We start from the raw sequence: 23,361 nt of genomic DNA on the forward strand, positions 1-23,361 counted from the left end.
TCAGCAAGCTCAACGCCTACGGGTGTTAACGTTAATCTCAGTGTTTAATTACTCACTGTAGGCGAGTGGCTTGCCACCGCGATATTCAATATTGTTTCGGTGTTTTTGCGTCAGCAAGCTTAACGCCTACGGGTGTTAAGCTTTAACTGTGTTTTATCTATTAATGTTTATTGATATCTTGCCAACTGGTTTTAAGGCTGTTGGCGAATGAGACAAACTTTTCTTTAATGGTGCGCTTAATTTTAATTTCCACAGAGCCCAGAATAACTTTTCCTTCGATAGTAATGGTTGGCCCTTGGTGTTTATTCAGTGACACTGATTTGTTTTCAACACTACCAATAATACTGAACAGTTTTGATACAACATTGACGTGTTCTGGCACATAAATTTCATCATTGCCTAGTAAGCAATTTACATGGATGGTGATATTTTGATGCTGAAATATGGCGTCAGTGAAATCAAGTTCAATAGAACCAAGTAAGTTCGTCAGGTGGATTTCTTTTGGTACTACCCATTGCCCACTGCGCTCGTTTGATCCTAAGATACTTCGCAAGTGCAATGTTTCATCGCTGCTTTTATTACTATAGTTTGGGCTAAACTGCGCACGTTTTTCCCACTGGTAATTACTATCGGTTGTTAATTCTAGGTCACTTACCAAATCAATTAAGCTTTGGTTATCTTTCGCAGCCATTGCCTGATCTAATCGACGTTCAAAAGCATCAGCTGAAATAACAGCATGACTGTAGTTATATATTAATTGATCAATAACTTGTTCACGCACTTGCTCAATTGGGCGATCTTCTAATTTCACAGTCATGATGTATTCCTTATAAGTGATGCTGTTGGTGTATTTTATGATTGCTCAGTACTGCAATAGTTAAAGCAAAGCTTAGGCCATTTATTAATTAGCTTAATAATCAATAATTTAAATTTATTTTTGTTAGGTGCGTTTGTTATATTAACGACAGATTAACGAATAATGCTATTAAATGGTTAATTTTGCAACGACCAGAATAAATTACCGAGCAGTCTGTAAATAATTACCAAGACTAAAGCTAGCGCTATATCAAATAAAGCTTAAGTTATTGATTTTAAGTGCTTTAAAAGTTGGCTTGATGTTCGCATTAATCATATTGTCTTTAATCAAAAGGAGAAAGATTATGAAAACATTTAACAAATCTATTATTGCAGCGTTAGTTCTTGGTACAACCGCTATGGGTGCGCAAGCAAACAGCTGGGAAAATGAAAGTAAAGATGCTTGGATTGATGGTAAGGCAGAAACGGTTCTGTTAATGAACACTAACTTAAACAACTTTGACATTAACACTGATGTAAAAAATGGCAAGGTTGTACTAACTGGTAAAGTTGAAAGTGAGCTTGATAAAGAGCTAGCGGAAGAGCTTATCTTAAGTCTAGATGGTGTAACTGATGTTGATAACGAGCTAACGGTCGTTAAAAACACGGACACAAAAAGCAAGAAGATGAAATCAGATAGCACAGAAAGTGATTTAACGGATGCTAAAATTACTACCGTTATTACAACACGCTATTTGTTTAATTCTGAAGTAGGCGGTACGGATATTGACGTAGATACCGATAAAGGTGTGGTAACGCTAAATGGTACTGTTGGTTCGGATGCTGAAAAACAGCTAGCGGTGAAAATTGCTAAGAATGCCGAAGATGTTCGCGATGTAGTTGATAACTTAACTATTGTAGCTGAATAATCTATAAGCCACGAATGCCCAGTTATGCTGGGCTTTCTTATATAAATTTCAGGGAGTGAGAGTCATGGATTTAATACGAATTATATTTTCAGTACTTATTCCACCACTTGGTGTATTTTTACAAGTTGGTTTAGGTGCTCAGTTTTGGATTAATATTTTGTTAACATTACTAGGGTATATTCCTGGTCTGATACATGCAATTTATATAATCGGACGTCGTTAGAGTCACAGTGTTAAATATAACAAGGATGAACAGCCAATAGATGGCAAGGAGTAACATTATGGATAACGTATTAAGGAAAAACCAACAAGGGATCGTAAAAAGCGCAAAGCCACTTTGGACGGCACAGCAATGGAAGGAACTAATGAATAGCGCATCAAGGAGCGAAGTAAAAGCAGCAAGGAATGGGCTTTAAATAAGTAGATATTAGAAGGATTTTGCTAGGATGTTATATACCAAAATTATAAGTGTATGTTGTTATTTTCATTAAGAACATCCACTTATAACCTTCCCCAAGAATGTTTAACCTCTCATTTTATTATAGTCATAGGTGTTTTTGCGTCAGCAAGCTTAACGCCTACGGGTGTTAAAGTTTATCTCGGTGTTAAATCACTTGTAGGCGAGTGACTTACCACTGCGTTTTAAATGTGGCTCGGAGTTTGTGCGTCAGCAAGCTTAACGCCTACGGGTGTTAAGGTTTATCTCGGTGTTAAATCACTTGTAGGCGAGTGGCTTGCCACCGCGTTTTAAATGTGCTCTGGTGTTTGTGCGTCAGCAAGCTTAACGCCTACGGGTGTTAAAGTTTATCTCGGTGTTAAATCACTTGTAGGCGAGTGACTTGCCACTGCGTTTTAAATGTGGCTCGGAGTTTGTGCGTCAGCAAGCTTAACGCCTACGGGTGTTAAGGTTTATCTCGGTGTTAAATCACTTGTAGGCGAGTGGCTTGCCACCGCGTTTTAAATGTGCTCTGGTGTTTGTGCGTCAGCAAGCTTAACGCCTACGGTGTTAAGGTTTACTTTGATGTCTAATTAATCCTTGTAGGCGAGTGGCTTGCCACCGCGTTTTGAAATGTGCTCTGGTATTGGTGCGTCAGCAAGCTTAACGCCTACGGGTGTTAACGTTTATCTCGGTGTTAAATCACTTGTAGGCGAGTGGCTTGCCACTGCGTTTTAAATGTGGCTCGGAGTTTGTGCGTCAGCAAGCTTAACGCCTACGGGTGTTAACGTTTATCTCGGTGTTAAATCACTTGTAGGCGAGTGGCTTGTCGCCGCGTTTTGAAATGTGCTCTGGTGTTTGTGCGTCAGCAAGCTTAACGCCTCCGGTGCTAAAGTTTATCTCGGTGTTAAATCACTTGTAGGCGAGTGGCTTGCCACCGCGAAAAGATTAAAGGTGCTAGGAAGACAAAGGTACTAGGTGCTAGGGAAGTGACTAGGACCTAGAGCCTAAAACCTAGCTCCGATGTTTAAAGCGTAGGCGGTGCTTTATGCCGCGCGGTTGATAACATTCATGGCTAAAGCCATTGCCTAAGTTGGCGGATGAGGTTGATGTAACGCTAAGAGATGCGCGAGATAAACTCGCGCCTACGATGGGTTTAACCTTTAACTAATTTTTAACTACACCAACAACCATGTGGCGGTGCCTAGGAAGGCGAAGATCCCTACAATATCGGTTACGGTTGTCAGTACTACGCTGCCAGCTAATGCAGGGTCAATTTTCATTTTTTTCAATAGCAGCGGAATACTGGCACCGGCGATACCTGCGGCTACTAAGTTCATAAACATGGCAAAGGCGAGTACGCCGCCAAGCTTAAAGTCCCATTGCCAAATAGCAACAACACCGGCAATTAAAATGGACCAAACAATCCCGTTTATTGCGCCGATTGCAAGCTCTTTGATCAGTAAAAAGCGTTGGTTAGTTTGGTTGATATGACCCACTGCAATACCACGTATTACGAGGGTTAATGTTTGGCTGCCCGCAACACCACCCATGGATGGCACTATACCGTTGAGTACCGCTAGAATAGGTAAAATTGCTAAAGTGTTTTCAAAGAAGCTTGCCACAATCGCAGCAAGTAGCGCGGTTAATAAGTTAACGCCAAGCCAAATTGAGCGCTTTTTCGAACTTTTTAACACCGGAGCAAAGGTATCTTCTTCATCATCAAGACCGGCTAGGCTTAATAAGCTATGCTCGGCGTCTTCACGGATAACGTCAACGATATCATCGATGGTGATACGGCCAAGTAGATGGTCATTATCATCAACCACTGGGGCTGATATCCAGTTATGACGTTCAAACAGTTGTGCTACATCGGTTTCATCCATCGAAATGAGGATAGATTCACAATCTTCATCCATTAAGTCGCGAATAATTTTATCTGGCGAGTTAGTCAACAAGGTCGTTAACGACATGGCACCTATAAAGCAGTTATGTTTATCAACAACATAAAGATCATCGGTACCTTCTGGTAGCTCACCACGTAAACGTAAGTAGCGCAGTACTACGTCGATAGTGACATCTGGACGGATGGTCACTGTATCAGTGTTCATTAGCGCGCCAGCAGAGCGCTCTTGATAAGAGAGTGCTTGAGTTGCACGTTCTCGATCTTGGCTGTCCATGGCACTAACAACGTCTTTGTAGACGGTATCAGGTAGGCTACGTAGTACTTCCCCTAGATCATCGTGGCTCATGTCCTCAGTTGCCGCAGCGATGTGCTTCGGCTCCATTTGGGCAATGATCCCTAAACGAACATCTTCTGAGAGTTCTTCGAGTACGTCACCTTGTACATCTGGATCAACCAGTTGCCATAGCAAGGTACGAATTTTATGTGGGGATGACTCGAGTAATAATGCGGTGTCACACGGAGCTGTTTTTGCCAACATACGCCTTACTTGAACAAATTGACCACTGTTAAGTGACTTGGTCACTTGTTTTAGTTGTTGTAGTGGGTAATCTTGTTCAAAAGCTTCTGGCATTGGCGTCCTTAAAAATTAATACGCTTGATAGGTAGGGTAACAGTTGTCGGTAATTAACGCGCTTGGTCTGTTTAATTAACGACTTTATTTAGTTTAACGCAATTTAGTGGTACTGACTACGAGCTATTCTTGTTCGTTAAAGCGTTGTGCGATCAACTCGCCAATTGCTGCAAGAGCAGGTTCAGCGTCCGGGCCTTCACATACAACTTTAACTTCTTTGCCTTGGCTACTTTCTAATAGCATTAAGCCGAGTACGCTATCGCCTGCGGCTTGTTTGTCATCTTGATGAAGTGTGATGCTGGCATCAAACTGCACAGCTAATTGCGCTAATACGCTGGCTGCGCGAGCATGTAAACCGAGTTTGTTTTTTATTAAAAATGTATCTTCTAAACGCATCAACATTCCTTACTGTAAACGTGAGTTGTTATTCTTGTTCACGATGGCGAATTTTCACATTGCTGTGGCTCATCGAGAAGCTTTCACCTATAGTTTGCGCTAGATAAACTGAGCGATGTTGACCACCGGTGCAACCAATAGCAATTGTTAAGTAACTGCGGTTATTACGCTCCAAATGCGGTAACCAAGTTTGTACAAAGGTTTGGATCTGCCAAGTGAATTTTTGTACGATACTATGGCTGGCTAAATAATCTTTTACTGGCTGATCAAGGCCTGTAAGTGGCTTAAGCTCAGGCTCCCAATGTGGGTTTGGTAAAAAGCGTGCATCAAAAACATAATCAGCTTCTTTTGGGATACCATATTTAAAACCAAATGATTCAAAGGTAATGATTAGTTTTTTATCTTTTTTCCCTAAAATCTTTTCACGGATTGACTCTGCAAGCTGGTGGACACTCAGATCAGTGGTATCAAGTATAAAGTCAGCGCGAGTAGTTAATACATCAAGTAATACTTTTTCTTGCTTGATGGCTAAATCCAGTGGCAAAGAGTCCAAAGATAATGGGTGTAAGCGGCGAGTTTCAGAAAAACGTTTGATCAGGGTTTGATCATCACTGTCTAAATAAAATAGCGTCGGATTTGCAAAACCAGGCAAGTATTCAAGAATATCGTTAAATTCTTCCTGCTCTTTCGGTAAATTACGGACATCAATACTGACGGCAATTTTGTCATAATTATCAGAGACACTGCGCACTAATGAAGGTAATAAGTTTACCGGAATATTATCTACACAATAATAGCCAAGATCTTCTACTACACGCAGAGCAACAGATTTACCTGAGCCAGAACGCCCACTGATGATGATTAACTCCATGTAAATTCTCCTTCATTTGGCTACGATTGCGCAGCAATTACGTGATACAAATCTTGGTCTGTTTTTGCGCTACGTAGTTGTTTACAAAAATCTTTGTCGTTGAGTTTATCAGCAATTGTGGCTAACGTCTTCAAATGAAGTTGGCTATCACCATCTGGCACGATGAGAGCTACAAATATATCAACTGGGCGATTATCTATCGCATCAAAATCAATCGGTGATTCACTCACTATAATTATTGCTAGCGGGTTTTCAACACCACTCATACGGCCATGAGGAATAGCAATACCACGACCAATACCCGTACTACCTAGTTTTTCTCTCGACAGTAGTGCGTTGAGGATTTCTTGTTGTGATAGCTGAGGAAGTTGTTCATGAGCCAATTGGCTGATAAATTCAATGATCCGTTTTTTGCTATTAAAAAGGACCGCAGCTTTACTGCAGTCCTGGCAAATAAGTGAGCTTAATTTCATAGTGTTAGTGTCGAGCGTGCTTCTCTTTGTGTTTAATTACCTGACGGTCAAGTTTGTCGATTAGTCCGTCAATGGCTGCATACATGTCTTGGTGCTCAGTTGAGGCAAATAATTCAGCGCCACTGACATGTAATGTGGCTTCTGCTTTTTGGCTTAGCTTTTCTACATCAAGAATGACATGGACATTATTGATATGATCAAAATGCCTTTCAAGCTTGGCAAACTTATTGTTTACATAGTCTCTTAATGAATCAGTAATTTCTACATGACGACCAGTTAAATTTAGTTGCATAAGCATTTTCCTCTTGTGATTTTACGCCTTAAATCAAACTTTTACGTTGATTTGACGGTGGAATAGCCAGCGACTCGCGGTATTTTGCAATAGTCCGTCTAGCTACTTTGATACCTTGCTCTGCCAATATATCTGCAATCTTACTATCACTCAATGGTTTCGCTGAGTTTTCTGCACTGATCAATTTTCTGATCAATGCTCGAATGGCTGTCGATGAGCATTCGCCGCCGTTCTCAGTACTTACATGGCTCGAGAAAAAATATTTTAACTCAAATATACCACGAGGGGTATGCATGTATTTTTGGGTGGTTACACGAGAAATTGTTGATTCGTGCATCTCAACCATTTCGGCAACGTCGTTTAGTACCATAGGGCGCATGGCCTCAGGGCCATGCTCAAAGAATCCTTGCTGCTGTTTAACAATGCAGTTGGTTACTTTGAGTAACGTCTCGTTACGACTTTCTAGGCTTTTAATAAACCATTTAGCTTCTTGCAAATGCGAGCGTATAAATTGGCTGTCAGTGCTTGATTTTACAGAGCGTGACATCGCCGCATATTGGCTGTTCACTCTAATTTTTGGCATGCTGTCTGGATTGAGTTCAACCACCCAGCGACCTTTAATTTTTTTCACCGAAACGTCAGGAATAACATACTCTGATTCTTCGCGTACTATGGTATCCGCAGGCTTTGGGTTAAGGCTGTGGATCAGTGTCATTACTTCTTTTAGTTCATCTTCTTTAAGCTTAGTCTTTTTCATCAAAGTGCGATAGTCACGACTAGCTAATAAATCGATATGATCAGTTAAAATCATTTTTGTCTCGCTAATCCAAGGAGTTGCAGGATCAAATTGATTTAATTGAATACATAAACATTCTTGTAGGCTGCGCGCAGCAATACCAACAGGGTCAAACAACTGAATGCGTTTTAACACTGCTTGCACTTCGTCGAGTTCGATTTCTTCTTCGTTATTACCTTGATTTAAGCTTTCTGCGATGTCTTCGCAGCTCAAGGTTAAAATACCTGAATCGTCAACGGCTTCAACAATGGCAATGGCAATGGCTTCATCGGTTGGACTAAAAGGTGTGAGTTGTAATTGCCACATTAGATATTCGTGCAAGGTTTCAGTTGAGGCACCTTGATAAATTGACTCATCTTCAGGCATTGGCCCAGATGACGTATTTGGCGCAGCACTCATGTATTCGTCCCAGGTGACGTCCATAGCCATTTCGTCACTTAAGGTCTCTTTACTTAATGCTTCGCTACTTTCTTGTTCATATTCGCTTGGCTTGTCGTCTGCTGATGCGCTAACGGTTAAGTCATCGTTATCTTGTTTTTGTTCGTTTTTACCAGCCGTGTCGTCTGAATATTCATGTTCTTCTAGCTCTAACAATGGATTGCTGTCGAGCGCTTCTTGAATTTCTTGCTGGAGATCCAATGTACTGAGTTGCAATAAGCGAATTGCTTGTTGCAGCTGTGGTGTCATTGTAAGTTGCTGGCCCATGCGCAGCTGGAGTGATTGCCTCATGTATCTCTAACAATCCTTTTATTGTTATCATCGTTAAGTCTAGCAGATACTTAGCCGAGCGTGGCTTTATAGCCTAAATTGCTCGCCCAGGTAAACATCGCGGACTGTTTGGTCGGCGAGTACATGCTCAGGGGTACCTGATGCAATTAACTCCCCATGAGAAACTATGTAGGCTTTTTCACAAACATCAAGGGTTTCTCGTACATTGTGGTCGGTAATAAGCACGCCAATACCACGGTTTTTAAGGTGTTCAATAATCTTCTTTATATCTAACACTGAAATAGGATCAACGCCAGCAAAAGGCTCATCAAGTAAGATAAATTTTGGGTTTGCGGCTAAAGCGCGTGCAATTTCAACTCGACGACGTTCACCGCCAGATAATGCCATACCTTGGCTGTCGCGGATATGTTGAATGCTAAACTCATCAAGTAAGCTGTCGAGCGCTTCTTCTCTGGCTTGTTTATTCAGCTCTTTACGAGTTTCTAAAATAGCCATCAGGTTTTGATAAACAGTTAATTTACGGAAGATGGATGATTCTTGTGGCAGGTAGCCAATCCCTAACCGTGCGCGACTGTGCATTGGCAGTAAGGTGATGTCATTATCATCAATACTGATTTTACCTTTGTCGCTTGGAACTAAACCCACAATCATATAAAAGGTGGTGGTTTTACCAGCGCCATTAGGACCCAATAAGCCAACAATGCTGCCTGCGCTAACTTCTAAACCCACGCTTTTTACAACTTGGCGACCTTTATAGCTTTTTGCTAGAAATTCAGCTTTTAATGTACTCATGGCTGCCCTTTAGATTTGTCTTTTTTACTGTCTACTGGTACCAAAATGGTGTGCACACGATCGCTTGAGCTTGCGCCTTTTTCAGCACTGATCAGTTGCTGGTCCATATCATAGGTAATGCTTTTGGCATTGATTTTTTGACCTGCCTGAGTGACTTGTGCATTGCCAACCAAGGTTAAATAGCGCTTAGCGACATCGTAACGGACTTCATCAGCACTGGCACTCATTACTGTGCCATCAGTTTGTTTTTCTTCAAAGTAAGCCGGACTGCCAGTTGCGACAAGTAGTTGTTTGTTATCGCCTAAATCTTCGCGCTTATGGACTTCAAGTCGATCCGCTTTGATACGGCGGTTACCATGAATGATTTCAACATTTTTTTCAAAAATACCGATATTGTCTTTCAGTTGGGCAAGCTGCGTGTCAGCACTGATAGAGACTTGATCTGCAGGTGGTGTCGTATTTTCAGCAAAGCTTGCAAAAGCAATGAATAAGCTTGGTATAACAAGCAAGTGAGCAAATTTATTGGTCATAATATATGGTTCGCGTATGGTTAATTAGTTCTACCACTTCGGCTTTTAAGTCGGCATGGAGACCGCGCCCAGTGATTTTTAAATTTGGTCCGATTAATTCAACTGGTTGTTCTGAACTCATGGTTTGTAGTTCAATATCAACCTGAATATTATCTGCGTTTATATGTTCAATCATGGCATTATTGGTCAGGTTTTTAGCAACCACATTACCTTCTAAAATTAATTGATGATTTTCATATAAGGTGGCTTCATCGGCATTAATTTGCCACGTCTGCTGTTGATTATAGAGTGTAAAAATAGGTTGTTCAAAGTAAGTGAACCCTAACTGTTGGTAGAGTTCCATTTTTGCAGCTGTTACTTTGTGGCTAATTTTACCTTGTTCATCAAATGCGGTTTGTTTTAATGCCACCGCAGTATAATCAGGTTTTGCTATTATATCTTCTTGGTGTTGTTTTATGGCGGTACTTTGATAAAAATACGGATACCACAGCCATACCATGCAGCCGACAAATAATACGCATAATATTAAACGCGCACTATTCATGAGCTCGTGCCTTCGCTGGTTAATGATTTACCATTTTCGAGCATTAATAAATCAGTGAGTTCACGCACCGCCCCAAAGCCACCAGGTAGCATGGTTGTATAATGTGAAATGCGTTTGATTAGTGGATGCGCATCATTTACTGCCACCGCAAAACCAACCAATTCCATTACCGGCAAGTCAGGTCCGTCATCGCCTATGTAAGCTATTTGTTCATCGCTTAACTGCAATTTATCCTTGAGCTGTTGATAAGCTTGCAACTTGTTTTCTTGGCCTTGGTAAATATGCGGTACTGTCAGGCTAGTCATCCGTTGCTGAACTATCTGTGAATGACGACCGGTGATCACGGCAACTTCAAAACCGCTATTGATCAGTGCTTTGATACCAAAGCCATCTTTAGTATTAAACGCTTTGAGTTCTTCACCTTGGTTACCAAGATAAATACGACCATCTGAAAACACCCCATCGATATCACAGATCAGGAGTTTGATTTTTTGTGCTCGCTCGCGAGCATCATCTGAAAGTGGCTGATATAAGTCAGCAAACTGCATTATAAAACTCCTGCTTTGAGCAAATCTTGCATATTAAGAGCACCAATAGGGTGGTGTTTATTATCAACTACAATTAAGCCATTGATACGCTTATTCTCCATGATATTGAGTGCCTCGGCGGCAAGCATATCAGCGGTTGCAGTAGTGCAAGAGCGGGTCATGACAGTGCTTATCAAAGTACTGTGAATATCTATTCGTTGCTCTAAAATTCGGCGTAAATCACCATCAGTAAAAAGCCCCGCAAGTTGCCCTGTGTCATCAACAATAGCTGTCATACCTAAGCCTTTTGCCGACATTTCGATTAATGCATCTTTGATACATTGCTTATCATTGATCATAGGCGTTGCTGGGCCACTGTGCATAATATCTTTTAAACACAATAGTAAACGTTTGCCTAAGCTACCACCAGGATGCGATAGCGCAAAGTCATCGGCGGTAAAGCCACGGGTTTCTAGCAGAGCAACGGCTATTGCATCACCCATCGCAAGTGTTGCAGTCGTGCTTGCAGTCGGAGCGAGTCCTAATGGGCAGGCCTCTTGACTTACTTTGATGCATACATGAGCATCAGCCCAATTTGCCATTGATGATTCAGGGTTACCTGTCATGGCGATCATTTTTGCGCCAATACGTTTAATAACCGGAATAATATTCAGTACTTCGCTGGTTTCGCCTGAGTTTGAAATAAGCATAACCACGTCATCACGAGTGATCATCCCTAAATCACCATGACTTGCTTCACCCGGATGGACAAAAAACGCAGGCGTGCCAGTGCTTGCCAGTGTTGCAGCAATTTTATTACCAATATGCCCTGATTTCCCCATACCGACTACTATGATCCTACCGTGACATTGATACATCAATTGGCAAGCTTGATTAAAGTTTTCGTCTAGATATTGGGTTATATCAAGCAGTGCTTGGCGCTCTATTTCTAGCACCCGCTTACCTTGTTCAATAAAATTTAACTGCGTCATTGTGTTATCCATTTTGTGGCTAGCATTAAGCAACTTGGCTGAAAATATAACCTTGATAGATTAAAAACGCGACCAATAACAGGCCACCTTCAACTCTATTAATGCGTCTTGTGCCCCTAAAACTCAAGGACATAGCAATAAGGGCTATGGTGGCACCAATCATTATTAAGGCATCACGGTTTGCAGCTGAAGGATCAATAATTGAAGGGTTGATAATCCCAGCCAGTGGCAACACAGCTAAAATGTTAAATATATTTGAGCCAACAATATTACCCAGTGCTAAATCATCTTCGTTTTTTAATACCCCAGCAATACAGGCTGCCAGCTCAGGCAAACTGGTGCCAATAGCAATAATGGTTAACCCTATTACTAAATCACTTAGGCCAAAGTATTTGGCTATATCAACTGCTGAGCCAACTAAAAAATGTGAGCTGACAGGCAGTAATATCATACCAATAATTAACCAAAATAAAGCCGATTTGGTGGGCACGTTATCTGGTACGTCTTCACAGGCTTCACTTACAAATGGGTCATCAGCTTGGTTTTTAGCGCGAATAGAAATAATAACTAAGCCCGCAATAAAGACCACAAAGCCAATGATTAATGCAACGCCCTCAGCAAATGAAAAGTAGTTATCAGAAAATACATACCAGGCAGCGATTGACACTAGTAGTACAAGCGGCATTTCGCGTTTTAATGTCATTGATGATACTGAGAGTGGGCGCAATAGCGCAGTAATACCTAAAACAAGTAAAATATTAGTGATATTTGAGCCAACGGCGTTACCCACGGCAGTGTCAGTTTTACCGGCAAGCGCAGCTGATGCTGAGACCATCATTTCAGGGGCTGACGAGCCCATCGCAACAACGGTTAAGCCAACAATAAGAGTAGGAACACCGAAATTTTTTGCCAGTGCCGCAGCACCATAAACAAAGCGATCCGCACTCCAAACTAGAGCTGCAAATCCGAGAATTAAAATGACAAAAGAAGTCACCATTACGTTACGCCAATTATTCAAAATGAGATGACTGCAAATAGTAACAAAAGCCAACCTGAAAGTATAAATAAAAGAATCTGCGAAGCTTGTTAGATTATGGACTGATTTGGACTGAGAATAATTATTTAAGCGACGGTTAAGCCTACTGCTGTAAGGTTTGCAGCGCTATTACATAGAATATTACAAAATTTTACGATTTGTTTTTTCCATCTTGCTGTAAAAACGCTTAAAATAGGTGAACTAGTGAAAATAGTAATGGAGAGCGACTTGTCGCAACCAATAGTAGAAATCAAGGATGTAAGCTTTTCTAGGGGCAATCGCTGCATATATAAAAATATGAGCTTTAGTGTCCCGAAAGGAAAAATTACGGCAATAATGGGACCAAGCGGAATTGGTAAAACCACCATGTTGCGTTTAATTGGTGGTCAATTAAAACCAGATAGCGGCACTATTTTATTCGAAGGTAATAACATTCCTGCCATGTCGCGCAAAGAGCTTTATGCGGCGCGAACCAAAATGAGTATGTTGTTCCAAAGCGGCGCATTATTTACCGATATGTCAGTATTTGACAATATCGCTTTTCCGCTGCGTGAACACACTCGTCTAAGTGAAGATTTAATTCGCCTTGTGGTGCTAATGAAATTACAAGCTGTTGGCTTGCGTGGCGCACAAGATCTAATGCCTTCTGAGCTGTCAGGTGGTATGGCACGTCGTGCTGCATTAGCGCGCTCAATCGCACTTGATCCTGAATTAATTATGTATGATGAGCCATTTGCAGGCCAAGACCCAATTTCCATGGGGGTATTAGTTAAGTTGATTAAATCGCTTAATCAAGTGCTTGGATTATCATCATTAATCGTAACTCACGATGTAACAGAAGTGATGAGCATTGCCGATCACGTTATCATTATTGCCGATCAAGGCGTTATTGGTAGCGGTACACCGGATGAAATGCGTAATCATGAATCGGCCCTAGTTCAGCAGTTCTTAAAAGGATTATCTGATGGCCCAGTGCCGTTTCATTTTCCTGCTCAACCTTATCAACAAGAATTACTGGGAGGGCGCCGCTGATGTTTGATTTTTTGCAAATGCTAGGTCATAAAACGTTAGGACGATTTGCTGCACTTGGTCGCTCCACTCAGATGTTGATAGGTGCGTTATGGAGTTTGCCTAATTTTAGAAAAGGCACGCCGCTTTTAATACGACAATTATATATGGTTGGCTCGCAGTCACTATTGATAATCATGGTGTCGGGCTTATTCATTGGTATGGTATTGGCGTTGCAAGGCTACACCGTACTAGTTGGTTATGGTGCAGAGGACAGCTTAGGTCCATTAGTAGCATTGAGTTTACTCAGAGAGTTAGGCCCTGTTGTTACAGCATTATTGTTTGCCGGGCGAGCTGGTAGTGCATTAACCGCTGAAATAGGTTTAATGAAAGCGACTGAGCAGTTATCAAGTCTTGAAATGATGGCCATTGACCCTCTTAAACGTATTATCGCGCCACGCTTTTGGGCGGGCTTTATCAGTATGCCATTACTTGCGTTAATATTTTCAGCAGTTGCAATTATTGGTGCTCATTTAGTGGGTGTTGATTGGTTGGGGGTAGATACGGGAAGTTTTTGGTCAATCATGCAGTCACAAGTATCGTTTCAGCAAGATATTTTAAACGGCATGATCAAGAGTTTTGTATTTGCCATCGTGGTTACATGGATTGCGCTTTATAAAGGCTACGATTGTATACCGACCTCTGAAGGGATCAGTAAAGCAACAACAGAGACAGTTGTACACTCATCTTTGGCTGTTTTAGGGTTTGATTTTATTTTGACAGCGGTAATGTTTACTAGCTAATAAAGGTATAGATAATGAATTCACGGAAATTAGAAATTTTAGTTGGTTTTTTTGTTGCGCTAGGCATAGCAGCTTTTGCTATGTTGGCGTTAAAAGTTGCCAATGCAGGGATCAGCGGCAACGGCGAAACTTACTTATTGAAAGCCAAGTTTGAAAACATTGGTTCATTAAAAACACGTGCGCCGATTAAAGTAGGTGGTGTAGTGGTTGGTCGAGTTGAGGGTATTTCAATTCACCCACAAGAATTTGTGCCAGTTGTTGATATGACGATTGATGCGCAATATAAATGTCGTTTTTCAGATACCAGCTCAGTTTCAATTTTGACATCAGGCATCCTAGGTGAGCAATATTTAGGGATTAACCCTGTCATTGCCCCAAAATCAGCTGAACAAGCGTGTTTAGGTGTTGCGGTAACAAGTAATGATAAAAACTTAGGGTTAGACGAGTTATTTGGTGTTGAAAGCAAAGCCTTAAATGATGGCGACTATATCACTGACACGAAATCAGCATTGGTGCTTGAAGAGTTAATCGGGCAATTTTTATTCAATCAAGGCGGCGAGTAAGTAATTATGTTTAAGAAATTTTTAATTTTAGTTGCGCTGACTTTCAGCGCGATCACCGTAGCAAGCGATGCGGTCGATTTAACAGACCCATATAAAATGGTCCGCCAAGTATCTGATAATACTTTTCAACGTATTACTCGTGACCAGCCTTTAATCGAAAAAGATAAAGAGCATCTACGGGTTATCGTCAAAGAAGAGTTGATGCCTTACATTGATTATAAATATGCTGCACTGCGTGTATTAGGAAGTCATGTATCAAAAGTGCGTGCGATTAAAGATCCTGCTGAGCAAAAGCAAGCGGTTGAGGATATCAAACACTTTATTGATGTGTTTCAAGAATACTTAATCGCCACTTATGCTGGCGTGTTTACCCAATACACCAACCAAAAAGTAGAGTTTGGTGCAAGCAAAGAGTTTGCAGGACAAGACCTTGTATTAGTGAAAACCAAAATTGTCGAGCCAGGTAAGCCGGAAATTAAAATTGATTTTAAAGTACGTGAAGATCGCGATGGCGAATGGCGTGCTTATGACATGGTTGCTGAGGGCATTAGTTTATTAGATGCCAAGCAAAGTGAATTTCAAGGCATTTTGCGCCAGCAAGGTATTAACCATGTAAGTGACCTACTTGAACAGAAAAGTAAGTTGCCAGTGCAATTTAGAGGTGACGGCGGTAATGAGTAAAGTAACGGTTACTCAGCTTGACGAACAGCACTATCGAGTCAGTGGTGAATTGACTCGAAATTCAATTTCCGCTGAACGACTTCTGAATAAAAACTCACAAACTAGCCATAAAAACTGGTATTTTGACCTTTCTGAGGTGTCTAGGGTTGACACGGCGGGCTTAGCTTGGTTAATTCACTCTTTCGCAGAATTAAAGCAGCAAGGTGTTCACCTTGAATTGCAAAATATTCCTGAACAACTGCAAAAGTTGATGCAGTTGGGACAGGTTACCAACCTATTTGAGTGAGAGTTATGGAAACAAGCCAAGTCGAAACCTTATTGCGCGACGAATTGCAATTAGCTGAAGTACATGTGAAAGCCAACGGTAGTCATTATGAAGTTATCGCAGTCGGCGATTGTTTTGATGGGTTAAGCCGAGTGAAAAAACAACAGCTGGTATATGGTCCGTTGATGAACACCATTTCTGACGGCACAATCCACGCAGTTTCGATCCGTGCATTTACACCTACTGAGTGGAAGCGCGAACAAAAATTCATTTTACCTCAATAAAAAAGGTTTCCTCATGGATCAATTTGTAATTCAGGGTGGAACCGGACTTGCCGGTGAAGTCACTATCTCTGGCGCTAAAAATGCCGCTTTACCTATTTTGTTTGCAGCATTATTAGCTGACGGTAAAAGTACCTTTAATAATGTTCCTCGTTTACGTGATATCGGCACTACTGAAGCATTATTAAAAACCCTCGGCGCAGAAATACACTGGCACGGCGAGCAGCTCGTTATTGATGGTGGCAAAGTTGATAAAACATTGGCCCCTTACGAGTTAGTTAAACAAATGCGTGCCTCAGTATTAGCATTAGGTCCATTGGTTGCTCGTTTTGGTCAAGCACAAGTATCGCTTCCTGGTGGTTGTGCAATTGGTGCTCGCCCGGTTGATATTCATATTCAAGGTTTGGAGCGCATGGGCGCTGTTATTAGCGTTGAAAATGGTTATATCAATGCCAAGGTAGATGGGCGTTTAAAAGGTGCTGAAATCTACATGGAAATGGTCAGCGTTGGCGCGACCGAAAATTTATTAATGGCCGCAACCTTAGCTGACGGCAAAACCGTATTAGAAAACGCGGCGCGTGAACCAGAGATTATAGATTTAGCTGCTTGCTTAACAGCAATGGGCGCAAAAATTAGCGGTGCAGGCACTAGCCGTATTGAAATTGAAGGTGTTGAAAAGCTGCATGGTTGTGAGCATCGCATCTTGCCAGATCGGATTGAAACTGGCACATTTTTAGTGGCCGCAGCAATGGCGGGTGGCGAAGTGCTATGTAAGCTTACCGATTTTCATAGTTTAGAGCCTGTGATTGAAAAATTGCGTGCAACTAATGCGTTGATTGAAGTACATAAAGATAGTATTTATCTTGATATGCGTGGCCGTGAGCTCAAAGCCGTTAATATTAAAACCATGCCACACCCAGGTTTCCCTACCGATATGCAAGCGCAGTTTACTGCGTTAAATGTAGTCGCTAATGGCAGCGCAACCATTACCGAAACGATTTTTGAAAACCGTTTTATGCATGTGCCAGAACTACAACGTATGGGTGCTAACATTCGTTTAGAGGGGAATACGGCAATTTGTGGTGACACAAAGAGCTTGAGTGGCGCACAAGTAATGGCAACCGATCTTCGTGCATCAGCGAGCCTAATTTTGACAGGTATTGTGGCACAAGGTGAGACGGTTGTTGACCGTATTTACCACGTTGATCGTGGTTATCAACGGATTGAAGATAAACTCAGCGCGTTAGGTGCAAACATCAAACGCCGAAGTAGTTAAATACGAGTTGAAAGGTTCAGGTAACAAGGTTCAAGCGAAAACCTTGTTTACCTTTTACCTTGCAACTAAAATTATAGTTTAGTCTCTAACTCTGCAACCTTCACCATCACTTTTAGTACTTTTCCATTTCGATAAAGTTCAAATTCTATTTCATGGCCCGGCTCTGAATTACCAATTCTGGTTAAGGTTTTTTGTGGGTTAGTGACATCTTCACCGCCAATTTTAATCACAATATCTTGTTCTTTAATACCAGCTTGCCATGCTGGACCTAATGGATCTAGGTTGGTTATACGCAATCCAGCAATAGGGGTGAACTTATCGCTCACTTCTTTACCGGTACTATCAACGGCAGTACCTGTGAAGCCCAAGTAACCACGCACAACACGACCATGACGGATCAGTTTATCCATTACCTCTTTTGCTAACGAGTACGGTACGGCGAAGAATATGCCTTGGATATCGAGGTTCTCTCGGGTTTTAAATTGTGCTGAGGTGATCCCAACCAAGTCGCCATTAGAGTTTACCAGTGCGCCACCTGAGTTGCCGACATTAATTGCCGCATCCATTTGTAGCAGACTATTATAAGGACTATCGGTAATTTTTTGTTTACCCGTGGCACTGATGATCCCTTGGGTGATTGTTTGCCCTAGATTCAGCGGATTACCAATCGCCAGCACCACATCACCCACGCGAGGCGTAAAACGCTCACTAATTGGGATAACTGGCAAGTGCTCAACGTTAATTTTCAACAGTGCTAAGTCGGTGATGGTATCAAAGCCGATGAGCTGAACATCAAAATAACGGCGGCCATCAGTAAGCAGCACCATAATTTGATCAGCATTATTGATCACATGATAGTTGGTAAGAATATAGCCATCACTTGACATGATCACACCGGAGCCAAGTTCTTGCACGGTGTTTTGCCGTTTATAACGAGGTTCCTTTGAAATGCTCTCAGAAATGATTGTCACAACAGATGGCGCTGCGCGCTGTACTGCATCGGCAAAGCTCAAATGGTCAATACTCATAGCACTTGGTAAGGGGACATTGGGTAACAGCGTTGCACGCATATTTGGGCTAAAAAATACTACCAAAAATGCGATACCGAGTCCGGCAAATAGCGGGGGAAGGACAAACTTAAAAAATTTCAGCACAATGTTCTTATTCTTAATGAGCGATCTTCTAATGATGGCACAAAAAAAATAGCAGCGGCAAGTACCACTGCTATTATTTATGTGATTTACCTAATATTTATTTTATTGAATTAAAACAAATACCGATTCACGACCGCGTTGTACTCCAAGCACGATGTTACCTTTAGTGTTTTCGATGATCTTATTCATGTCACTAATTGTTTCAACACGCTGACGGTTTACTTGCATTACCACGTCGCCTTCTTCAAGGCCGACTCTAGCTGCTGGTGAACGCGGATCAACAGTTGTCACCTCAACCCCTTTATTTCCATTCTTTTGGGTGTTTTCAAGTGTTGCACCCTGGAAGGCTGGATGTAGTTCATCACCGGCTGCGGTTAGTGCTGATGCCCCATCAAGGGTCACTTTAACGGTTTGCACTTTGCCATCACGATAAATGCCTAATTTTACCTTTCTGCCTTCACCGAGGGTGGCAATTTTACTGCGCAGTTCATGGAAGCCGCTGATCTCACTACCATCAATACTAATAATTACGTCACCAGCTTTAATACCGGCTTCACTGGCGGCAGAATCATCCATTACTTGCATAACATAAGCGCCTTGTTTTACATCAAGCTGTTGTGCTTTAGCAAGGCCAGCATCCAGTGGACGCCCAGAAATACCTAGTGAGCCACGGCGTACTTCACCATGTTCAATAATTTGGTCAACAAGATTTTTCATCATATTGGATGGGATTGCAAAGCCGATACCAACATTGCCACCCGATGCACCTAAAATGGCCGTGTTAATACCAATTAGCTCACCGTTTAAGTTAACTAGCGCACCACCTGAGTTACCTTGGTTAATAGCAGCATCGGTTTGAATAAAATCTTCATAACCTTCAATATTTAAACCACTGCGCCCCATTGCACTAACAATCCCTGAGGTAACGGTATGACTTAAACCAAATGGGTTACCAATTGCTACTGCAAAATCACCCACTCGTAGTTGATCTGAGTTTGCCAGTTTAACGGCGACTAAATCCTCGGCATCAATTTTTAATAACGCGATGTCTGATTCTTTATCACTACCGATTTTAGTTGCTTCGTATTCACGACCATCTTCAAGAGTAACCAACATTTTTTCAGCATCTTGAACTACGTGGTTATTGGTAACGACGTAGCCTTCTTTGGCGTCAATAATAACGCCTGAGCCTAAACCACTAAATTCACGCTTTTGGCTACGCGGTTGCGGATTGCCAAAAAAGAAATCAAGCGGATCAGCGCGACGACGGACTTCCTTTGAACCGGAGACTTGGATACTAACAACGCCTGGTGTTATTTGTTCTAGCATCGGCGCTAACGTCGGTAATTGTTGACCATTGACTGCGATAGGCATCTTAGCCATTGATACTGAAGGGGTTAATAATAAACTGGCAGATAACATTGCTGCACTGATTAACGATAATTTCATTTTCATAGTCAGGGTTTACTCCACATCACAGGAAAAAGCACAAACAAAAAAGGCTGCATAAGCAGCCTTTTATCAATTTAGTTCAAAACATTTTAAAGTAGGTTCGCTCTTTAGAATGTTTTGAAATGCATGTAAAACATAAGCTGCTTTATAAACAGACTATGGGGTCAAAAAAAAGTTCATCAAGAAGCTTTAGAAATTTCTGAAACCTTAATTAAACTTTGTCCGGCTCGGCTACTTTTGGTTCGCCGGCGAATAAGCCTGATTCACCTGATACATAATCAGCAGGTTGAGCATGTGCCGATGAACGGTCACTTTGGCGTTCCTTTAGTGAGCGCTGTAGCTGCTCAGTCGTTTCTTTAGAAAAGAATGGTTCGTTAGGATGCTGTTTTTTATCAGCTAATAGCAGCTTGTTAGTTTCATCAACATGATTTAACAATTGGTCGTAGTTGTCTTTCATTTTGTTGACGAGTCTACCAGTGCTTGCTAAATGATCTGCAACATCTTGACGGTATTGCTCTAATGCATTTTTAGCTTGTTCTGCTTGTTGCTCTAATTCATCTTGCTTAAATTGCTTTTTAGTGACGAAGGCGCCAAGGAAAAATGCAGCTACTGCCACAATAACAATAATGCCGATCCAAGTAACTGTACCCATAATTCTACCCCTTTGGGAATTAATACATAAAAATAAAATAACGCCTAGATTGCGTACTCAAGAATAAATCCTGTTGCTGCTAATATACCCTGAGTTACGATGCGTGTTAACATATTGCGTAAATTAAACCGTGTTTTATTGTAACTATCTATGACTCCTTGGCAAAAGTACCAACAAGATTTACAGCGTGAAGACTTTGTTTACGATGCTGCACAAGAAAATGCAGTACGTCATCTACAAAGGCTTTTCGATGACTTAACAGCACAAAAGCCCGCAGCTAAAGGCTGGTTCTCTAAACTATTTAATAAAAATAGCACGGCGCCTATAAAAGGTTTGTATTTTTGGGGGGGAGTAGGGCGTGGTAAAACCTATTTGGTAGATACCTTCTATGAGGCGCTGCCGGGAACACGCAAGATGCGCGTGCATTTTCATCGTTTTATGCACCGTGTTCACGAAGAGCTAAAAATATTAGACAAAACGGCTAATCCCTTAGAAGTTGTGGCTGATATTTTTAAAGCTGAAACCGACATTATCTGCTTTGATGAATTTTTTGTGCAAGACATTACTGATGCCATGCTGCTTGGTGGTTTAATGGAAGCCTTATTTGCGCGCGGCATTGTGTTAGTGGCAACGTCTAACATTATACCTGATGAGTTATATCGAAATGGTTTGCAGCGTGCTCGCTTTTTACCTGCAATTGCACTTGTTAATGCAAACACTGAGATTGTGAATGTGGATTCTGGCATTGATTACCGATTGCGTACTTTAGAGCAAGCAGAGATATTTCATAGCCCATTAGATGAACAAGCCGATAAAAATCTGTTTGAGTATTTTGATAAGTTATCTCCAGAGCCTGGTAAACTCGATCACCCCATCGAAATTGAAGGGCGAATGATCAAAACCCGTAAGGTCGCTGATTGTATTGTGATGTTTGATTTCTCTCAGTTGTGTGAAACCGCACGTAGCCAAGTCGATTATATGGAAATAAGCCGTTTATATAACACTGTTATTTTATCGAACGTAAAACAGCTTGGCCAAAATAACGATGATGCCGCCAGACGCTTTATTGCGTTAGTCGATGAGTTTTACGAACGCCACGTCACACTTATTATTTCTGCTGAAAAACCGATTACGGAACTCTACACGCAAGGCAATCTTAACTTTGAGTTCAGACGTTGTATTAGTCGATTGCAAGAAATGCAGTCGTTAGAATACTTAGCAAGAGAGCATTTGGTTTAATGTAGCTGTAAGTTATAAGTCGTAAGTTAGACACAAATCAAAACTGTACTTAACTTAACACAAGTACAGTTTTTAATTTTATCGCTTATCGCTTATCGCTTATCGAACAATTTTCTTGTGGAAAAAACAACCGTCGAGTAGCAATGTGGTAAAAGTGCTGGTATACTCCCGCGTCTGCCACGTTGCGTTCTATTGCCTTCATTAGATTAGCCTCTTTTGAATGGCGCAAAAGTCTTAAACTCGAAGGGGTTGGAGCAAACATTTAGAGCGGTAATTAATAATAATTACCTGTGGTTTTAATTGAAAAACATTGGATTTTTATAAATGAAAACGTTTGTTGCTAAACCAGAAACAGTAAAACGTGACTGGTACGTAGTTGACGCTGAAGGTAAAACTTTAGGTCGCATCGCTACTGAAATCGCTCATCGCCTACGCGGTAAGCACAAAGCTGAGTACACTCCACACGTAGATACTGGTGATTACATCATCGTTATCAACGCGGAGAAAGTTACTGTAACTGGTAACAAGTTCAAAGATAAAGTGTACTATGCTCACTCTGGTTTCCCAGGTGGTCTTAAGTCTACTACTTTTGATAAACTTCAAGCTGCAAAGCCTGAAATGATCATCGAGAAGGCTGTTAAGGGCATGTTGCCACGTGGTCCTTTAGGCCGCGCAATGTACCGTAAACTTAAAGTTTACGCAGGTACTGAGCACAACCATGCTGCACAACAGCCTCAGGTTCTAGACATTTAAGGAGCACTAACATGGCAAATCAATACTACGGTACAGGTCGTCGTAAAAGTTCAAGTGCTCGCGTATTCTTACGCCCAGGCACTGGTAACATCGTAATCAACAATCGCTCTTTAGAAGAGTATTTTGGTCGCGAAACAGCACGCATGGTTGTTCGTCAAGCTTTAGGGCTTGTTGATATGACTGAAAAGTTTGATCTTTACATCACCGTTGCTGGTGGTGGTACTACTGGTCAAGCTGGTGCTATCCGTCACGGTATCACTCGTGCACTTATGGAGTTTGACGAGTCACTACGTCCACAACTTCGTAAAGCAGGTTTCGTTACTCGTGATGCACGTAAAGTTGAACGTAAGAAAGTGGGTCTTAAGAAAGCGCGTAAGCGTCCACAGTTCTCAAAACGTTAATATTTACGTTATCAAGAATTTCAAAAACCCAGCTTCTGCTGGGTTTTTTGTTTTTGGAGTTATAAAAGTTAGTGAGGGTAAAGTTAGCGAGAGTAAAGAGACGAAGTACTTGACTACCGCGTTTAAAAATTCATTCTGATAAAACTCGCAAACTCGCA

At 41.5% G+C, this 23,361-nt stretch carries 30 protein-coding genes; 14 read left to right on the forward strand and 16 right to left on the reverse strand.

What is annotated here, in order from left to right:
* Positions 1-160: 160 nt before the first annotated feature.
* The gene (locus H5232_RS16745; RefSeq protein WP_145236722.1) at positions 161-817 is read right to left on the reverse strand and encodes a LiaF domain-containing protein; all 657 of its coding nucleotides are present in this window, start codon (positions 815-817) and stop codon (positions 161-163) included.
* Between the two features lie 343 nt (positions 818-1,160).
* Here H5232_RS16745 and H5232_RS16750 point away from each other — a divergent pair, with 343 nt between their 5' ends.
* From H5232_RS16750 to H5232_RS24320, 4 genes are all read left to right on the forward strand, one after another.
* Complete coding sequence (locus tag H5232_RS16750) at positions 1,161-1,724, forward strand: BON domain-containing protein (RefSeq protein ID WP_145236725.1); 564 nt, start codon at positions 1,161-1,163, stop codon at positions 1,722-1,724.
* A 64-nt stretch (positions 1,725-1,788) separates the two neighbouring features.
* Positions 1,789-1,947: a YqaE/Pmp3 family membrane protein gene (locus tag H5232_RS16755; protein ID WP_149980587.1), complete on the forward strand. Its 159-nt coding sequence runs from the start codon at positions 1,789-1,791 to the stop codon at positions 1,945-1,947.
* A gap of 58 nt (positions 1,948-2,005) precedes the next feature.
* Positions 2,006-2,140 carry a hypothetical protein gene (locus H5232_RS24315; RefSeq protein ID WP_259397404.1) on the forward strand — a complete coding sequence of 45 codons (135 nt, stop codon included), beginning with the start codon at positions 2,006-2,008 and terminating at the stop codon, positions 2,138-2,140.
* Positions 2,141-2,775: 635 nt separating this feature from the next.
* A complete protein-coding gene (locus H5232_RS24320; RefSeq protein WP_259399602.1) occupies positions 2,776-2,898 on the forward strand; it encodes a hypothetical protein in 123 nt (40 codons plus the stop codon).
* Positions 2,899-3,338: 440 nt separating this feature from the next.
* On the opposite strand, the gene mgtE is transcribed toward H5232_RS24320, so the two are convergent.
* From mgtE to H5232_RS16815, 12 genes are all read right to left on the reverse strand, one after another.
* Positions 3,339-4,697 (reverse strand): magnesium transporter, encoded by a 1,359-nt coding sequence (gene mgtE / locus H5232_RS16760; RefSeq protein ID WP_145236729.1) that lies wholly within the window; start codon positions 4,695-4,697, stop codon positions 3,339-3,341.
* Positions 4,698-4,820: 123 nt separating this feature from the next.
* The gene (locus H5232_RS16765; RefSeq protein ID WP_064667815.1) at positions 4,821-5,093 is read right to left on the reverse strand and encodes an HPr family phosphocarrier protein; all 273 of its coding nucleotides are present in this window, start codon (positions 5,091-5,093) and stop codon (positions 4,821-4,823) included.
* 28 nt (positions 5,094-5,121) lie between these two features.
* Positions 5,122-5,964, reverse strand: a complete 843-nt coding sequence (rapZ, locus tag H5232_RS16770; RefSeq protein ID WP_149980588.1) for an RNase adapter RapZ — start codon at positions 5,962-5,964, stop codon at positions 5,122-5,124.
* 20 nt (positions 5,965-5,984) lie between these two features.
* Positions 5,985-6,437 carry a PTS IIA-like nitrogen regulatory protein PtsN gene (gene ptsN, locus H5232_RS16775; RefSeq protein WP_149980589.1) on the reverse strand — a complete coding sequence of 151 codons (453 nt, stop codon included), beginning with the start codon at positions 6,435-6,437 and terminating at the stop codon, positions 5,985-5,987.
* Positions 6,438-6,441: 4 nt separating this feature from the next.
* Entirely contained in the window at positions 6,442-6,729 is a 288-nt protein-coding gene (hpf, locus tag H5232_RS16780) for a ribosome hibernation promoting factor (protein WP_145236739.1), read from the reverse strand.
* Between the two features lie 28 nt (positions 6,730-6,757).
* Positions 6,758-8,254 carry an RNA polymerase factor sigma-54 gene (locus tag H5232_RS16785; protein WP_145236743.1) on the reverse strand — a complete coding sequence of 499 codons (1,497 nt, stop codon included), beginning with the start codon at positions 8,252-8,254 and terminating at the stop codon, positions 6,758-6,760.
* A 66-nt stretch (positions 8,255-8,320) separates the two neighbouring features.
* A complete protein-coding gene (gene lptB, locus H5232_RS16790) occupies positions 8,321-9,046 on the reverse strand; it encodes an LPS export ABC transporter ATP-binding protein (protein WP_149980590.1) in 726 nt (241 codons plus the stop codon).
* Positions 9,043-9,576: a lipopolysaccharide transport periplasmic protein LptA gene (gene lptA / locus H5232_RS16795; protein WP_182719516.1), complete on the reverse strand. Its 534-nt coding sequence runs from the start codon at positions 9,574-9,576 to the stop codon at positions 9,043-9,045. The genes lptB and lptA overlap by 4 nt, the downstream gene beginning before the upstream one ends.
* Positions 9,566-10,120, reverse strand: coding sequence for an LPS export ABC transporter periplasmic protein LptC (lptC, locus tag H5232_RS16800; protein WP_149980592.1), 555 nt, complete (start codon positions 10,118-10,120; stop codon positions 9,566-9,568). The genes lptA and lptC overlap by 11 nt, the downstream gene beginning before the upstream one ends.
* Positions 10,117-10,668, reverse strand: coding sequence for a 3-deoxy-manno-octulosonate-8-phosphatase KdsC (gene kdsC, locus H5232_RS16805; RefSeq protein WP_149980593.1), 552 nt, complete (start codon positions 10,666-10,668; stop codon positions 10,117-10,119). The genes lptC and kdsC overlap by 4 nt, the downstream gene beginning before the upstream one ends.
* Complete coding sequence (locus tag H5232_RS16810; RefSeq protein WP_182831215.1) at positions 10,668-11,639, reverse strand: KpsF/GutQ family sugar-phosphate isomerase; 972 nt, start codon at positions 11,637-11,639, stop codon at positions 10,668-10,670. Before H5232_RS16810 ends, kdsC begins: the two co-directional genes overlap by 1 nt.
* 25 nt (positions 11,640-11,664) lie before the next feature.
* Positions 11,665-12,636: a calcium/sodium antiporter gene (locus H5232_RS16815; protein ID WP_149980594.1), complete on the reverse strand. Its 972-nt coding sequence runs from the start codon at positions 12,634-12,636 to the stop codon at positions 11,665-11,667.
* Between the two features lie 255 nt (positions 12,637-12,891).
* Here H5232_RS16815 and mlaF point away from each other — a divergent pair, with 255 nt between their 5' ends.
* Genes mlaF through murA form a run of 7 tightly spaced genes read left to right on the forward strand, consistent with a single transcriptional unit; the run spans position 12,892 to position 17,552 of the window.
* Positions 12,892-13,707 (forward strand): phospholipid ABC transporter ATP-binding protein MlaF, encoded by an 816-nt coding sequence (mlaF, locus tag H5232_RS16820; RefSeq protein ID WP_182719518.1) that lies wholly within the window; start codon positions 12,892-12,894, stop codon positions 13,705-13,707.
* Positions 13,707-14,486 (forward strand): lipid asymmetry maintenance ABC transporter permease subunit MlaE, encoded by a 780-nt coding sequence (gene mlaE, locus H5232_RS16825; RefSeq protein WP_145236765.1) that lies wholly within the window; start codon positions 13,707-13,709, stop codon positions 14,484-14,486. Before mlaF ends, mlaE begins: the two co-directional genes overlap by 1 nt.
* 14 nt (positions 14,487-14,500) lie before the next feature.
* Entirely contained in the window at positions 14,501-15,049 is a 549-nt protein-coding gene (gene mlaD, locus H5232_RS16830; RefSeq protein WP_149980595.1) for an outer membrane lipid asymmetry maintenance protein MlaD, read from the forward strand.
* Between the two features lie 6 nt (positions 15,050-15,055).
* Positions 15,056-15,730, forward strand: coding sequence for a phospholipid-binding protein MlaC (locus tag H5232_RS16835; protein ID WP_149980596.1), 675 nt, complete (start codon positions 15,056-15,058; stop codon positions 15,728-15,730).
* Positions 15,723-16,016: a lipid asymmetry maintenance protein MlaB gene (locus H5232_RS16840; RefSeq protein WP_182719514.1), complete on the forward strand. Its 294-nt coding sequence runs from the start codon at positions 15,723-15,725 to the stop codon at positions 16,014-16,016. The genes H5232_RS16835 and H5232_RS16840 overlap by 8 nt, the downstream gene beginning before the upstream one ends.
* A gap of 5 nt (positions 16,017-16,021) precedes the next feature.
* On the forward strand, positions 16,022-16,279 hold the full coding sequence (locus H5232_RS16845; protein WP_149980598.1) for a BolA family protein: 258 nt from the start codon (positions 16,022-16,024) through the stop codon (positions 16,277-16,279).
* A gap of 13 nt (positions 16,280-16,292) precedes the next feature.
* A complete protein-coding gene (gene murA, locus H5232_RS16850) occupies positions 16,293-17,552 on the forward strand; it encodes a UDP-N-acetylglucosamine 1-carboxyvinyltransferase (protein ID WP_145236783.1) in 1,260 nt (419 codons plus the stop codon).
* Positions 17,553-17,623: 71 nt separating this feature from the next.
* Here the strand turns inward: murA and H5232_RS16855 are convergent, their stop codons facing one another.
* The 3 genes from H5232_RS16855 to H5232_RS16865 all read right to left on the reverse strand — a co-directional run bounded on the left by H5232_RS16855 (position 17,624) and on the right by H5232_RS16865 (position 20,810).
* Positions 17,624-18,706, reverse strand: coding sequence for a trypsin-like peptidase domain-containing protein (locus H5232_RS16855; RefSeq protein WP_149980599.1), 1,083 nt, complete (start codon positions 18,704-18,706; stop codon positions 17,624-17,626).
* Between the two features lie 102 nt (positions 18,707-18,808).
* Positions 18,809-20,161, reverse strand: a complete 1,353-nt coding sequence (locus H5232_RS16860) for a Do family serine endopeptidase (RefSeq protein ID WP_182831216.1) — start codon at positions 20,159-20,161, stop codon at positions 18,809-18,811.
* A 208-nt stretch (positions 20,162-20,369) separates the two neighbouring features.
* Positions 20,370-20,810 carry a YhcB family protein gene (locus tag H5232_RS16865; protein WP_145236792.1) on the reverse strand — a complete coding sequence of 147 codons (441 nt, stop codon included), beginning with the start codon at positions 20,808-20,810 and terminating at the stop codon, positions 20,370-20,372.
* Between the two features lie 150 nt (positions 20,811-20,960).
* Here H5232_RS16865 and zapE point away from each other — a divergent pair, with 150 nt between their 5' ends.
* The 3 genes from zapE to rpsI all read left to right on the forward strand — a co-directional run bounded on the left by zapE (position 20,961) and on the right by rpsI (position 23,203).
* On the forward strand, positions 20,961-22,049 hold the full coding sequence (gene zapE, locus H5232_RS16870; protein ID WP_182831217.1) for a cell division protein ZapE: 1,089 nt from the start codon (positions 20,961-20,963) through the stop codon (positions 22,047-22,049).
* 324 nt (positions 22,050-22,373) lie between these two features.
* Positions 22,374-22,802 carry a 50S ribosomal protein L13 gene (gene rplM, locus H5232_RS16875; RefSeq protein WP_002957960.1) on the forward strand — a complete coding sequence of 143 codons (429 nt, stop codon included), beginning with the start codon at positions 22,374-22,376 and terminating at the stop codon, positions 22,800-22,802.
* Positions 22,803-22,813: 11 nt separating this feature from the next.
* The gene (rpsI, locus tag H5232_RS16880; protein ID WP_016710054.1) at positions 22,814-23,203 is read left to right on the forward strand and encodes a 30S ribosomal protein S9; all 390 of its coding nucleotides are present in this window, start codon (positions 22,814-22,816) and stop codon (positions 23,201-23,203) included.
* Positions 23,204-23,361: the final 158 nt, after the last annotated feature.

The organism is Pseudoalteromonas sp. SG41-5 (assembly GCF_014164495.1).
Classification (GTDB): Bacteria; Pseudomonadota; Gammaproteobacteria; order Enterobacterales; family Alteromonadaceae; genus Pseudoalteromonas; species Pseudoalteromonas rhizosphaerae.

Coding starts and splice junctions, on each gene's coding strand:
- H5232_RS16755 (WP_149980587.1), top strand. CDS start 1,789: ATGGATTTAATACGAATTATATTTTCAGTACTTATTCCACCACTTGGT.
- rpsI (WP_016710054.1), top strand. CDS start 22,814: ATGGCAAATCAATACTACGGTACAGGTCGTCGTAAAAGTTCAAGTGCT.
- hpf (WP_145236739.1), bottom strand. CDS start 6,729: ATGCAACTAAATTTAACTGGTCGTCATGTAGAAATTACTGATTCATTA.
- H5232_RS24315 (WP_259397404.1), top strand. CDS start 2,006: ATGGATAACGTATTAAGGAAAAACCAACAAGGGATCGTAAAAAGCGCA.
- zapE (WP_182831217.1), top strand. CDS start 20,961: ATGACTCCTTGGCAAAAGTACCAACAAGATTTACAGCGTGAAGACTTT.
- mgtE (WP_145236729.1), bottom strand. CDS start 4,697: ATGCCAGAAGCTTTTGAACAAGATTACCCACTACAACAACTAAAACAA.
- rapZ (WP_149980588.1), bottom strand. CDS start 5,964: ATGGAGTTAATCATCATCAGTGGGCGTTCTGGCTCAGGTAAATCTGTT.
- H5232_RS16745 (WP_145236722.1), bottom strand. CDS start 817: ATGACTGTGAAATTAGAAGATCGCCCAATTGAGCAAGTGCGTGAACAA.
- H5232_RS16865 (WP_145236792.1), bottom strand. CDS start 20,810: ATGGGTACAGTTACTTGGATCGGCATTATTGTTATTGTGGCAGTAGCT.
- lptA (WP_182719516.1), bottom strand. CDS start 9,576: ATGACCAATAAATTTGCTCACTTGCTTGTTATACCAAGCTTATTCATT.
- H5232_RS16840 (WP_182719514.1), top strand. CDS start 15,723: ATGAGTAAAGTAACGGTTACTCAGCTTGACGAACAGCACTATCGAGTC.
- ptsN (WP_149980589.1), bottom strand. CDS start 6,437: ATGAAATTAAGCTCACTTATTTGCCAGGACTGCAGTAAAGCTGCGGTC.
- mlaE (WP_145236765.1), top strand. CDS start 13,707: ATGTTTGATTTTTTGCAAATGCTAGGTCATAAAACGTTAGGACGATTT.
- H5232_RS16765 (WP_064667815.1), bottom strand. CDS start 5,093: ATGCGTTTAGAAGATACATTTTTAATAAAAAACAAACTCGGTTTACAT.
- kdsC (WP_149980593.1), bottom strand. CDS start 10,668: ATGCAGTTTGCTGACTTATATCAGCCACTTTCAGATGATGCTCGCGAG.
- H5232_RS16845 (WP_149980598.1), top strand. CDS start 16,022: ATGGAAACAAGCCAAGTCGAAACCTTATTGCGCGACGAATTGCAATTA.
- H5232_RS16810 (WP_182831215.1), bottom strand. CDS start 11,639: ATGACGCAGTTAAATTTTATTGAACAAGGTAAGCGGGTGCTAGAAATA.
- H5232_RS16785 (WP_145236743.1), bottom strand. CDS start 8,254: ATGAGGCAATCACTCCAGCTGCGCATGGGCCAGCAACTTACAATGACA.
- H5232_RS16835 (WP_149980596.1), top strand. CDS start 15,056: ATGTTTAAGAAATTTTTAATTTTAGTTGCGCTGACTTTCAGCGCGATC.
- H5232_RS16815 (WP_149980594.1), bottom strand. CDS start 12,636: ATGGTGACTTCTTTTGTCATTTTAATTCTCGGATTTGCAGCTCTAGTT.
- H5232_RS16750 (WP_145236725.1), top strand. CDS start 1,161: ATGAAAACATTTAACAAATCTATTATTGCAGCGTTAGTTCTTGGTACA.
- lptC (WP_149980592.1), bottom strand. CDS start 10,120: ATGAATAGTGCGCGTTTAATATTATGCGTATTATTTGTCGGCTGCATG.
- H5232_RS16860 (WP_182831216.1), bottom strand. CDS start 20,161: ATGAAAATGAAATTATCGTTAATCAGTGCAGCAATGTTATCTGCCAGT.
- rplM (WP_002957960.1), top strand. CDS start 22,374: ATGAAAACGTTTGTTGCTAAACCAGAAACAGTAAAACGTGACTGGTAC.
- mlaD (WP_149980595.1), top strand. CDS start 14,501: ATGAATTCACGGAAATTAGAAATTTTAGTTGGTTTTTTTGTTGCGCTA.
- murA (WP_145236783.1), top strand. CDS start 16,293: ATGGATCAATTTGTAATTCAGGGTGGAACCGGACTTGCCGGTGAAGTC.
- mlaF (WP_182719518.1), top strand. CDS start 12,892: ATGGAGAGCGACTTGTCGCAACCAATAGTAGAAATCAAGGATGTAAGC.
- lptB (WP_149980590.1), bottom strand. CDS start 9,046: ATGAGTACATTAAAAGCTGAATTTCTAGCAAAAAGCTATAAAGGTCGC.